The 11,745-nt window shown below is 45.4% G+C and carries 10 protein-coding genes and 2 pseudogenes; 10 read left to right on the forward strand and 2 right to left on the reverse strand.

From position 1 onward, the window contains the following. Both JCM23214_RS14055 and JCM23214_RS14060 read right to left on the reverse strand, forming a co-directional pair. On the reverse strand, positions 1–702 hold the full coding sequence (locus JCM23214_RS14055) for an ABC transporter ATP-binding protein (RefSeq protein WP_025899497.1): 702 nt from the start codon (positions 700–702) through the stop codon (positions 1–3). Continuing rightward, positions 695–1,429, reverse strand: coding sequence for an ATP-binding cassette domain-containing protein (locus JCM23214_RS14060; protein WP_025899498.1), 735 nt, complete (start codon positions 1,427–1,429; stop codon positions 695–697). Before JCM23214_RS14060 ends, JCM23214_RS14055 begins: the two co-directional genes overlap by 8 nt. Positions 1,430–1,681: 252 nt before the next feature. On the opposite strand from JCM23214_RS14060, the gene JCM23214_RS14065 reads away from it, so the two are divergent. The 10 genes and pseudogenes from JCM23214_RS14065 (at position 1,682) to JCM23214_RS14105 (ending at position 11,658) form a co-directional block, all read left to right on the forward strand. Beyond that, a complete protein-coding gene (locus tag JCM23214_RS14065) occupies positions 1,682–2,851 on the forward strand; it encodes a substrate-binding protein (RefSeq protein WP_025899499.1) in 1,170 nt (389 codons plus the stop codon). A 24-nt stretch (positions 2,852–2,875) separates the two neighbouring features. Further along, entirely contained in the window at positions 2,876–3,421 is a 546-nt protein-coding gene (locus tag JCM23214_RS20995; RefSeq protein WP_199899616.1) for an isochorismatase family protein, read from the forward strand. After that, the gene (locus JCM23214_RS24790) at positions 3,418–3,606 is read left to right on the forward strand and encodes a cysteine hydrolase family protein (RefSeq protein WP_199899617.1); all 189 of its coding nucleotides are present in this window, start codon (positions 3,418–3,420) and stop codon (positions 3,604–3,606) included. Before JCM23214_RS20995 ends, JCM23214_RS24790 begins: the two co-directional genes overlap by 4 nt. Positions 3,607–3,758: 152 nt before the next feature. Next, a pseudogene (gene phnA, locus JCM23214_RS26790) lies at positions 3,759–4,995 on the forward strand (phosphonoacetate hydrolase). Between the two features lie 15 nt (positions 4,996–5,010). Further along, positions 5,011–6,443, forward strand: a pseudogene (gene phnY, locus JCM23214_RS24815) (phosphonoacetaldehyde dehydrogenase). Between the two features lie 130 nt (positions 6,444–6,573). After that, positions 6,574–7,644 carry an ABC transporter ATP-binding protein gene (locus JCM23214_RS14085; RefSeq protein WP_025899500.1) on the forward strand — a complete coding sequence of 357 codons (1,071 nt, stop codon included), beginning with the start codon at positions 6,574–6,576 and terminating at the stop codon, positions 7,642–7,644. Continuing rightward, on the forward strand, positions 7,644–8,999 hold the full coding sequence (locus JCM23214_RS14090; RefSeq protein ID WP_025899501.1) for an ABC transporter substrate-binding protein: 1,356 nt from the start codon (positions 7,644–7,646) through the stop codon (positions 8,997–8,999). Before JCM23214_RS14085 ends, JCM23214_RS14090 begins: the two co-directional genes overlap by 1 nt. Before the next feature lie 66 nt (positions 9,000–9,065). Continuing rightward, a complete protein-coding gene (locus JCM23214_RS14095; RefSeq protein WP_234397757.1) occupies positions 9,066–9,770 on the forward strand; it encodes an ABC transporter permease in 705 nt (234 codons plus the stop codon). 122 nt (positions 9,771–9,892) lie between these two features. After that, on the forward strand, positions 9,893–10,729 hold the full coding sequence (locus tag JCM23214_RS14100; RefSeq protein ID WP_025899503.1) for an ABC transporter permease: 837 nt from the start codon (positions 9,893–9,895) through the stop codon (positions 10,727–10,729). 44 nt (positions 10,730–10,773) lie between these two features. Beyond that, entirely contained in the window at positions 10,774–11,658 is an 885-nt protein-coding gene (locus JCM23214_RS14105) for a ribokinase (RefSeq protein WP_025899504.1), read from the forward strand. The last annotated feature ends 87 nt before the right edge of the window (positions 11,659–11,745 follow it).

Below are 11,745 nucleotides of genomic sequence, written 5' to 3' on the forward strand. Positions count from 1 at the left end.
TCATACGCTCAGGTATGTTCTGAGTTTTTCGTCGCTGTTCCTCAGCTCTTCTTTACCCACGGTTTCCCTGATTTCTCCGTTTTCCATAAAATGAATGTGATCCGCCATCGTCATCACCATGTCGACATTCTGCTCAACCAGAAGAATGGTCAGCCCTGTTGATAGCGCGATCTTTTTAAGGCGGGTTGCGATTTCATGAACGATACTGGGTTGAATGCCTTCACTGGGCTCATCCAACAGGATGATTTCTGGCCGTCCTATTAACGTTCTGGCAATTGCCAGCATTTGTTGCTGTCCCCCTGAAAGGGTTCCGGCTTTTTGCGATGATCTTTCCTGCAAAACAGGAAACCACTCGTAAATTTGTGGCAAGAGTTGCAGGTTTTCTTTGCTTGACCCCAATGCGGAGAGACGAAGATTTTCCAGCACAGTCAGTTTGTCGAAGACTTCCCGACCTTGTGGTACATATCCCAGTTTCTTGTGAGCAATCTGGTGAGTTGGAAGGGAGTGAATAGGGACAGCATTGAAGAATATTTCACCGCTTTGTGCCCGAACTAGCCCCATTATCGTTTTCAGGAGAGTCGTCTTGCCCATTCCGTTGCGGCCCATAATGGCGCTTACTCCACCGGGTGCAATTGTGCAATTTAGCTCTTTTAGTACGGTAGCCTCTCCATAGCCGCTGACCAGATTTTTAATCTCAAGCATGAAAGTCTCCGGCTTTACCAAAATATAATTCCTGAACTTCTGTATCCTGACGAATTTCCAGAAAATTCCCTGACTTCAGTAAAGTTCCACTGCTCATGACATGCAAAGGACAATTCAACCGTTCAATAAATCCGATATCATGTTCAATAACCAACACGGTGGCGTTGTTATTGGCATTAATGCTCTTGATCAGGTCGGCTGTTTGCTCTGTTTCCGACAGACTCATGCCTGCCGTTGGTTCATCCAACAAAATGACACGGGGAGACTGACTAAGGATCATAGCAATTTCCAGCCACTGCTTTTCCCCATGAGAGAGTTCACTGCCCAAATCGTATTTTCGGTGGGCTAGTTTGGTTAGTTCCAGTATCTGCTGTACTGTCCAACTTGGCCCTTCGCTGGCAAATCGAGATTTGCGAAGGGTGGGCAGGTGAATGTTTTGCATAACCGTCAGGTCATCAAAAATAGAAGGTACCTGGAATTTCCGTCCGACACCGTGCCGGGCGATTTCGGTCGCGGTCATATTTTCCAGATGAACTCCGTCCAATATAATTGTTCCAATATCAGGTTTCAGCGCACCGCAAATGAGATTGAATAATGTGGATTTTCCGCAGCCATTTGGTCCAATGATTGCTGTAAGTGATCCTTCCTCAATCGACAGGTTAAGGTTGTCGACTGCTTTTAGGCCTCCGAATCTCCGAGTAAGAGATATGATATCAAGAAACGACATGTCGAGTACTCAAGGTCATAAGTGAGCGAACAGAAATCAATTCTGATTTGTCAGTGATCAAATGAAAAAAATATAAGTGCACAAAAGAAACTGCCTATTTTTTAAACTGTTTTACATTTTTTCTACAGAATGTGGGTCTGATTACTTGCCTTTATAGAGAAATTCGTCAACAAGAGGCCAACTCAAAACTGGATAATTTTCATTTTTTATGAAATATTATTGTTTGTAAACGAATAAAATCGGGGAACGGCAATGACTCAACTTTCAAGACGTAATTTTTTGGTAACGAGTAGTGCAGCGATAGCGGTGAGCAGTTTCGCCATGCCAGCTATTTCCGCAGGAAAAACCATCAAAATTGGCGCGGTGCAGCCATTCTCCGGAGGGCTGGAGCTGTTTGGTAAGCAGGCGCAGATGGGACTTGACCTTGCAGCAGCAGAGATAAATGCAGCTGGCGGTATATTGGGCCATCAAGTGGAAATTTTATACGAAGACAATAAAACGGATCCAAAGACATCTGTTGAGCGCGCTCGAAAGGTAATTCAGCGCGATGAAGTTATCGCTGTGTCGGGACCTATTACATCTGCAGCCCGTGATGCCATGGCAGGAACTGTGAAGCGGCTTAAGACCCCTCTGTTGTATGCGACAAATTACGAAGGTGGGATCTGTGATCGATATCTGTTTTCTTTCAATACAGTCCCCAATCAGGATACCGCACCCCTTATTCCGTACTTGAAAGACATTGGGGTTGGTGACAGCTATTACATGTTCGGTGCAGACTATGTCTGGCCGCGAAATATGTTCAAAGCTGCCAATGATATGATCAAGCAGATTGGCGGTACATCGCTTGGAGAAGAGTATACGCCATTTGGTGTGAAGGATTTTTCCTCTGTTATTCGAAAAATCGCGGATTCCGGCGCTAAAATCCTGCTGTTTGCGCTGCCGGGTGCGGATGGTATTACCTTTATCAAGCAGGCCGAAGAATTTGGCTTGATGGACAAAGTGACAGTTGCATTTCTAGGATTTGCTGAAACGTATCTCGGCGCATTCGGTGCAGGTAAGGGAGAGGGGATGTATGCTGGACTTCCCATGGTCGCAAATTCCGAAGAAGCCGGTGTTCAGGATTTTGTCGCCAAAATCAAAAAACGCGAAGGTGCGGATGCAGTCGTATCATTTTATGTGATGACCCATTACAATTCTCTGATGGCGGTAAAGGCTGGTCTTGAAAGAGCAGGAAAAGTGGATCGGGAAGCACTGATTGATGGAATGTCTGGTTTGAGTTTTGACATTCCAACAGGCAAAGCGACGATCACGAAAGAAGACCATCACGTCGCAATGAATATGTATATTGGTAAAACTGAGGGCGGCACCCTAAATGTAGAAAAAGCACTGGGTGTTATTGAGCCTTCGAAACAGTGCGGCTAGTAAATACAGACATGAGGCGAAACCATGCAAAGTGAGGCGATTACATCAGCCATTGGCGAAATTATGCCAATTCAGTTGGCGGAATTGAAGGTGGGTCAGGATTGCAAGGCTGTGGGTCTTGTTATTGTTGATGAAGTAAATGGTTTCGCATCCGTCGGCGCTGGTAATCTGGCGCCGCCGGTTCCCAATGAACAGGTCTCAACAATGGTGGCGGAGACGAACCGATTGGCTCAGGAGTTTTCCAAATCAGGAAAGCCTATTCTTGCCTTTCTTGATACTCATGAACCGGGAAAGGCTGAGCCGCCATACCCCCCTCATTGTGAGGCTGGAACCGGAGAGGAAGAGCTGGTTCCTGAACTTAAATGGTTGGAGCGCGATCCACAGACAACGCTTGTTCGAAAAGATTGCATTAACGGATTTGTTGGAAGCATTGACGCTGACGGAGAAAATAAATTCGTGAATTGGGTAAACAAGAACGAGCTTTCGGATCTTATCGTTGTGGGGATCTGTACTGACATTTGTGTCATGGATTTCGTGCTTACCAGCTTAAGTGCGAGAAACCATGCATGATGCCAACGCTTCAAAATATACATGTCTATGATAAAGGCTGCTCCACTTACGATCTGCCGATTGAGGTGGCTCGAGACGCGGGGCTGCCGGAGGTGGCCGCACATCCACAAAACATTACGCATTATATGGGACTGTACTTTATGGCCTCTCGAGGGGCTAATCTTGTTGGATCCATATCAGTATAAATCTGGCTTATTAATTCAATTAATAATATCGATTTTGTTTATTTTTGAACTGTTCCTATACTCATCATAATTTTCGCGGGTAGACTATCGAAGTCACATAAGCTTCATTTACACCTGCCAGTATGGATAAAGACTGATAGAGGGACAGATTTATGTCGAAAGACAAAGTAACGGTGAATAACCGAAGCTATGCTTGGCCAAAACAGCCAGTTGTTGTGGTGTGTATAGATGGGAGTGAACCCGCCTATATTGAACAAGCTATAGCTGACGGGGTAATGCCGTTTATGAAAGAGGCTTTAGCCTCAGGTACTGATCTGCGTGCAGATTGTGTAGTCCCCAGTTTCACTAATCCCAATAATCTTTCCATTGTAACGGGGCAGCTCCAAGTGTGCATGGAATTTGCGGTAACTATTTCTATGACGTAGAGACCGATGCCGAGGTCATGATGAATGATCCAAAATTCCTGCGTGCACCTACGATATTCAAGGCTTTTTTTGACGAGGGGGCCAAAATTGCCGTTGTGACTGCGAAAGACAAACTTCGAAAACTGTTGGGGCATGGCTAGATGTAAGCTCTGGTCGGGCAATTTGTTTTTCATCAGAAAAATCGGCAGATGCAACTCTTGCAGAAAATGGGATTGAAGACGCCGCCAGTTGGATTGGAAGAGACGTTCCTTCCGTTTATTCAGCGGAGTTGAGTGAATTTATCTTTGCCTGTGGTGTTAAGCTGATGGATGAATTCCAGCCTGATATTATGTATCTGTCGACGACCGATTATATTCAGCACAAACATGCGCCAGGCACGCCGGTCGCAAATGATTTTTATACCATGCTGGACCGGTATTTAGCGCAGCTTGATGCTCGTGGTGCTGTGATCGCTTTGACTGCGGATCACGGTATGAAGTCAAAATTTGCGGAGGATGGGCAACCGGACGTTATTTATCTGCAGGATGTCCTTGATGATTGGCTTGGGGCTGGAAAGGCACGCGTTATCTTGCCTATCACAGATCCCTATGTTGTGCATCATGGAGCGCTGGGATCGTTTGCGACCGCCTATTTGCCCGAAGAGCATAGAGAAGACATTATCGATAGGCTGAAAAGTCTTGAGGGAATTGAAAAAAGTCTGTCTCGTAAAGAAGGGTGCGCAGAGTTTGAGCTGCCAGAAGATCGAACAGGAGACGTGATCTTAGTCTCTTCAACGCATAAAGTATTGGGAACGAGTGTCAGTAAACACGACCTTTCTGCATTAAAAGAACCGCTTCGTTCTCATGGAGGCATTTCTGAACAACGTGTTCCATTATTGTGCACCAAGCCTGCGCATGGAGTAGATGACGGACGCCGGCTTCGCAACTTTGATATCTTTGATATGGCGCTGAATTTTGCGCAATAACCGTTGGGGGGTGGGATGAAGAGCAGGTTTCAAAAACGTGCTGAGTCAATGAGAATTGGCGGTGAAAAGGTTGATGCGGATGGAACAATTGACGTGGTCCACCCATATTCTAACGAAGTGATTGGTACCATACCGACTGGACAAAAGGAACATGTTAGACGGGCATTCGAGATTGCAGCCAATTACAAACCTGCTTTAAGTCGGCATGACCGATATGCAATTCTTCAGAAGACTGCGGATTTACTCGTAGCTCGCAAAGAAGAGATTTCTGATGTCATTACCGCGGAAGCGGGCTTGTGTAAAAAGGATAGCTTGTACGAAGTGGGTCGCGCCTACGATGTATTCAGTCTTTCGGCACGGTTATGTATAGTTGATGATGGAGAAATTTATTCTTGCGATATTACCCCTCACGGTAAAGAGCGGAAAATATTCACGCTGCGAGAGCCGTTGACAGCAATTAGTGCAATAACGCCTTTTAATCATCCTCTAAATCAGGTGGCGCATAAAGTAGCCCCTCAATTGCAACGAATAACTGTATGGTTCTTAAACCAACGGAGAAAACACCACTGACTGCTTTGTTGCTAGCAGATATTTTATATGAGGCAGGTCTACCACCAGAGATGTTTTCTGTGGTCACTGGCAGGCCCGAAGATATCGCCGATGAGATGCTTTTAAATGAGCATGCGGAACTCGTGACTTTTACCGGAGGAGTTCCCATAGGCAAATATATCGCTGAGAAAGCAGGATATAAACGTAAGGTTTTGGAGCTTGGTGGGAATGACCCTTTGATCGTTCTTGACGATGCTGATCTCGATAAGGCAAGCGATCTGGCGGTGGCGGGCGCCTATAAAAATTCAGGTCAAAGATGCACAGCGGTTAAACGTATTCTTGTGGACAACAAGGTTGCCGATGAGTTTGTCAATCTGCTCGCTCAAAAAACCGCACAACTAAAATATGGTGACCCGTTTGACCTTGAAATGGATATGGGAACCGTGATTAATGAAGCTTCAGCAAAACTTTTTGAAAAACGAGTAAAGGATGCTGTGGCCAAGGGAGCTGAATTGGTTTTCGGCAATAAACGCGAGGGGGCGTTGTATTCGCCAACTGTCGTTGATCATGTCCCTTACGACTGCGAACTTGTTCGCGAAGAAACATTTGGACCCGTGGCGCCAATTATACGTTTTGAAACAGTTGATGAGGCAATTCGTATATCCAATTCAACGGCATTCGGTCTGTCGTCAGGTGTTTGTACGGATAGCTGGCCACTTATTCAACGTTTTATCAAGGAATTGAATGTTGGAACGGTCAATATTTGGGAAGTGCCGGGATATCGGATTGAAATGTCGCCTTTTGGCGGAATTAAAGATTCAGGATTGGGGTACAAGGAAGGTGTCCTGGAAGCGATGAAGAGCTTTACGAATTTAAAGACTTACTCACTACCGTGGTAAAATAGAAAGAAACTACTTGATGAAAGCTGCACTCTTGCTGGGTGCAGTTTTTTTTGTGTTCACATCAATTTTACAACACAGCTTTTTGTAAACCCGATACAGTGTAGGAACTTGCGAAAGGGGAGTGCATTTGTCGGGGCTGAGTTTAGAAAGTGTGGTAACCAGATTTGAAGATGGTGGCCAGATTGGACCTATATCTTTATCCGTGCCAAAGGGAGAAATGCTGTCTCTTTTGGGGCCGTCGGGTTCAGGAAAAACGACAACGCTTCGGCTCATCGCGGGGCTTGAGCCGTTATTAGGCGGTGATATTTTGTTTGATGGTATCAGCTTGACGACGCTTGACCCTCGTGCGCGAAAAGTCGGTATGGTGTTTCAGAATTACGGACTGTTTCCTCATATGTCCGTGGAGAAGAATATTTCTTTCGGCTTGCGAATGAAGCGGGTTTCTGCTTCAGAAGTCCGGGCACGAGTAGAAGACATGATAACTGTGATGCAACTCTCTGGTCTTGAGAGCAGGTTTATGCATCAGCTTTCGGGGGGGCAGCGTCAGAGAGTTGCTCTGGCCCGTACACTTGTCATGGATCCAGATATTTTATTGTTGGACGAGCCTCTTTCAAATCTAGATGCAAACTTGCGAATTGAAACGGCAAAATTTATTCGTGATTTGCAGCAACGGTTAAATATTACGACGGTGTTTGTTACACATGATCAGGAAGAAGCTCTGTTATTGGCGGATAGAGTTGCGGTAATGAGTGAGGGCGGCGTTGATCAGGTCGGCACACCCACTGAAATTACAGATCGTCCGGCATCGCCAAAAGTTGCTCGCTTTATGGGGGGGAAGAACCTCTTCAATGGCAGTGTTATTTCAGATCATGAAGTCCTTATTGAGGATTTCAGACTAAGCCATTCGTTAGAAAATAGCAGTGCTTTTAGAGATGCAAAATTAGTTATGATCCGGCCTGAACATATCGAATTGAAAGCAGAATGTGGTGATGGGCCTCTCTCTGACAACGTGATTGTCGGGAAAATTCTTGAAGCGCGATATATCGGTGGCTTCATGTCTTATGAAGTGCAGGCCAATGACACTGTTTTTCACGTGAAAAGTGCGGGCCGTGAACGGCATAAGAGAGGTACCACGGTTCAAATGAGAATTCCGCCAGATTTAATTTGGCCCCTTCGAGAACGAAATGGAATGAGATAATGCTGAAAATCAAGGGTATGAAAAGTTTCTTTTTAGCTAGTGTGCTAGGTGTGTGCGTCACGACGCCCGTTTTTTCGGAAACGCTAAGCGTGGAAAAATTTCGGTCAGAATTTCTAAATGGCAAATTAAGCTGGGCGGCAGTGGAGGCAAGAGCGCGTGAAGAAGGGGAAGTAAACTTGTTTCATTGGGGTGGCAGTGAAAGTCTGAATAGCTGGATTGACAGGCATGTTGTACCGGCTCTTGCGGATAAAGGAATAAAACTTCGAACTACGCGGCTTGGCGGAACCCGGGAGGCGGTGGATCTTGTCTTGACTGAAAAGCAGTCCGGTAGAGGGGTGGGAGAGGGGAGTGTCGATGCCATTTGGTTAAACGGAGATAATTTTTATACTCTGTCCCAACAAAATGCTTTGTTCGGCTCCTTTGCAAACAAGCTTCCCAATTCAGTTAATTTTTACTTTGATCCCGCTGTGCCTGCAGCTCAATTAAACCTGTCTGATTTTGGAACGCCGACATTGGCACAGGAAGTTCCCTGGTCAGGAGAGCAATATGTCTGTTATTTCGATTCATCCCGTTTGGCGCGCAGTGACGCACCTTCGACTTTTTTAGAACTTGAAGATTGGCTGAAAGAAAATCCAGGACGGTTTACCTATGTAAAACCCCCACATTATGTGGGTAATACCTTTGTTCAATCAGTTTTATATGCGTTTAACCCAAACGGAAGCGGCGCAGTCGATTTTCAAAAATCAGTCTCGGATTTTAGCGAGAGCAGTTTCGCTGAACTTGTAAAACCGGGGTTTGAGTATTTGAAACGGATTGAGCCCTTTTTGTTGGGTGAGGGCTCGCCAATCTATGCTAAAAATCAGGCCGCTAATCAGGCACTGTTTAATAATGGTGAAGTTGATATAGGTTGTGAGTTTGGGTTGTATCTGGTTGCAAATCTGCGAAAGACCGGGGCTTTTTCTGAAACAACAGAGACCATGTTATTTCCTAAAAATGGGATGATAAAAAACAAAAACTTTATCGCCATTCCTTCAAATGCGCCAAATCCGGCTGCCGCGATGGTGCTCGCAAATGTGTTGTCATCAATTGATTTGCAGATTTCCAAATTGAAGGAGATTGGATATCCGCTAGGAATTGATCTTGGTAAACTTTCCGCAGATGATCAACAACGCGCTGTAGAGGCGGCACCATCTCATCACGGTGTGAGTGCGCAAGAGTTGGCATCAAATGCGGTGCCCGATACCAACGCGTCGCTGGTTAAAATTATTCAGGAAATCTGGATAGAATATATCGAGCGGAATAATGAAAAGCCATTTGAACAGATCGTTTCGGACGCATTTGCCAAACTGTCCTGATCTATGAAAATAAACCGAAACCGAGGACTGTGCATCTTTGATCTCTTGTGTCTGCTTCCTGCAGTGATGGTTCTGCTTGTAATTTTTGTTGGTGCGTTTGTATTGGCGATATTGCAAAGTTTGGGATATGCACCGCAATACGGCATTCAGGAATTTTTGACTTTTGATTATTATCTGAAGTTGGGCAGTGACTCAGGTTTCTGGATTTCGGTTTGGTTGACTTTTTATTATGCGATCGTCCCAACTTTTGTTGGGGCGGGGATAAGCCTTGCATTGGCCTTGATACTGGTAAAACGCTTCAAGGCCAAAGTTATCGCCGAATTTTTATACAAAATTCCTATGGTGGTTCCCTATTTGGTTGGGGTCAGCCTGGTTATTCTGCTTTTTGCCAACGGCGGCTTGTTTGCACGTATTTTCCATGCTTTTGGGATTGTCTCATCACCCGCTGAATTTCCAAGATTGCTCCAAACCAGTAACGGTATTGGCATTATGATGGTTTATCTTTGGAAACAAATCCCCTTTATGACCCTTGTGCTCTATTCAAATTTGATGGTTATCGGTCGTGAAGATGAGGAAAGCGCCAGATTATTGGGGGCATCGGCAAAGCAAGTCTTCTTTCATATAACACTACCAAAATTAATTCCGGCCATGATTACTGCCATGGCAATAGTATTTGCCTTCAACTTTGGCTCTTTTGAGGTTCCCTATATTTTAGGAGCGGGTTATCCAAACACCCTCCCCGTACAGGCGTGGCAATTATTTGATAGCTGATTATACAAAGAGACCTCTAGCTATGGCGACTGTCGTTGTGACTGTATGTCTTTCTCTCTTGACCCTGACAGCAGCATTTTTGGCGTATCGGGCTTTTGAGCGAAAAACCGGAAGAGGTTAGGATGCTGAAATTTTGGCAAAAGACCTATCTATGGTTGGCGTTGGTTGCGTTTGCAGGGCCCTTTATCCCAACGATAATCGCTTCCTTTTCCTTTCGCTGGGGTTGGCCCGATTTACTGCCGTCAATCTGGTGGTGGGAGAGGCGGGGTGACGCAGGTATTCCGCTGGCATGGGATTATATATTCGATCCGGTATCCCGTATTCTACCGGCATTTGGAAATACAATACTTATCGCCGGGATGGTGACGTTAGCTGCGGCTGCATTGAGCGTACCAGCGGCGCGTGTAATGGCTCGTCGTCGGTTTTTTGGCAGAACTTTTCTTGAACTCTATTTCCTGTCTCCTCTTATTATTCCTGAAATTGCTGTGGGGGCAGGTATCTTACTGATTTTTCTGGATAGCGGATTGTATGGAAGCGTAACAGGTATTGTCATCGCTCACTTGATCCCGGTCTTACCATATATGTTCCGAATGCTCGTAAATGTGTATGCGGAACTTGATGAGACGCTGATTGAACAAGCGCAATTGCTGTCGGCAAAACCGTGGCAGGTTTTTATCTTTATCGAGCTGCCGTTAATTTTACCGGGACTGGTTGCATCTGCCTTTTTTAGCATTCTAATTTCAATAAATGTATTTCTACTGACATTTTATGTGGGTAAGGGGCAGGTGGATACCTTGGCAACGCTCTTGTTTTCCAAAATAAGTGCAGGGGGCATACTGGATCCCGTGTCAGCTGCTTTGACGCTTATAATGGTTGTTCCAGGGGTTCTTTTCCTGCTGGTAAGTCACCGGTTACTAGCCAAAAATATTTTCTCTTCAGGCATGGACAAACGTTTGTAAATAGAACAGCCTTTGGCAGGACTGAAGGAAGGGTAACTAACAAAATGATCACAGTTTTTGGGTCAATCAATTTGGATCAGGTATATCAGGTCACCAGGCTGCCAAAAGCGGGAGAAACTTTAAGCGGTAACGCCTATATGCAAGTTCCGGGTGGAAAAGGCGCTAATCAGGCACTTGCAGCTCGTCGGTCTGGTGCAGAAGTGACAATGCTTGGGTGCGTTGGGCGCGATGCGAATGCGGACTTGGCTTTGTCATTGTTGACGAAAGATGGTGTTGATTTAACATATCTGCAAATTTCCGAAGGTCCGACAGGTTGTGCATCCGTGTGGGTCGGCGCCGATGGCGAGAATAGCATCGTGGTTTTTGCCGGAGCAAATGCTGAGCTTAACGCAACTAAGGTTCCAAAAGAGGTCATTGAGAAGAGTGATTTTCTGTTGCTGCAAATGGAGGTTCCTTCGGCGGAAAATTCTCAAATTTTAAAGATTGCCAAGAAGTGTGGTGTTACCACGCTTCTTAATCTGGCTCCGGTAGCACCTGTATCAGAAGATATGCTTCATGATTTGAATTATCTGGTACTCAACGAAATTGAGGCTTCTTTTCTGGCAAAACAGCTCGGTCAGCAAGCAATTGATATGGATCAATTGTTGGCTTATTTTTCGGATACCTACGATTTATGTTGCGTGATCACACTTGGTGGCGATGGAGTGAAAGCGCAAAATGCTGGCGAACGCTTTTATGTTCCTGCTGATACTGTGGAAGTGGTGGATACAACTGCGGCTGGTGATAGCTTCATCGGTGGTTTTTGTGCAGCTCTGGAGCGGGGAGAGGCGTTGCAGGACGCACTCAAGTCAGCAACTGCTATCGCTGGGCTTTCCTGTACCCGTGCTGGTGCGCAAACAAGCATACCCTATTTAAGAGAATCATATTAGTCTCTGTTCACTTTTTCGATTAATTTTTGCTCTTTTTGCTCGATTTTCGCTCATATTGAGGCTAGTAATTATATTATAAATAGAAAA

The organism is Sneathiella glossodoripedis JCM 23214, from assembly GCF_000616095.1.
Classification (GTDB): Bacteria; Pseudomonadota; Alphaproteobacteria; order Sneathiellales; family Sneathiellaceae; genus Sneathiella; species Sneathiella glossodoripedis.

Bases quoted from the DNA above. Each gene is read 5' to 3' on its own strand.
- JCM23214_RS14055 (WP_025899497.1), bottom strand. From the start codon at position 702: ATGCTTGAGATTAAAAATCTGGTCAGCGGCTATGGAGAGGCTACCGTA.
- JCM23214_RS14060 (WP_025899498.1), bottom strand. From the start codon at position 1,429: ATGTCGTTTCTTGATATCATATCTCTTACTCGGAGATTCGGAGGCCTA.
- JCM23214_RS14065 (WP_025899499.1), top strand. From the start codon at position 1,682: ATGACTCAACTTTCAAGACGTAATTTTTTGGTAACGAGTAGTGCAGCG.
- JCM23214_RS20995 (WP_199899616.1), top strand. From the start codon at position 2,876: ATGCAAAGTGAGGCGATTACATCAGCCATTGGCGAAATTATGCCAATT.
- JCM23214_RS24790 (WP_199899617.1), top strand. From the start codon at position 3,418: ATGATGCCAACGCTTCAAAATATACATGTCTATGATAAAGGCTGCTCC.
- JCM23214_RS14090 (WP_025899501.1), top strand. From the start codon at position 7,644: ATGCTGAAAATCAAGGGTATGAAAAGTTTCTTTTTAGCTAGTGTGCTA.
- JCM23214_RS14095 (WP_234397757.1), top strand. From the start codon at position 9,066: ATGGTTCTGCTTGTAATTTTTGTTGGTGCGTTTGTATTGGCGATATTG.
- JCM23214_RS14100 (WP_025899503.1), top strand. From the start codon at position 9,893: ATGCTGAAATTTTGGCAAAAGACCTATCTATGGTTGGCGTTGGTTGCG.
- JCM23214_RS14105 (WP_025899504.1), top strand. From the start codon at position 10,774: ATGATCACAGTTTTTGGGTCAATCAATTTGGATCAGGTATATCAGGTC.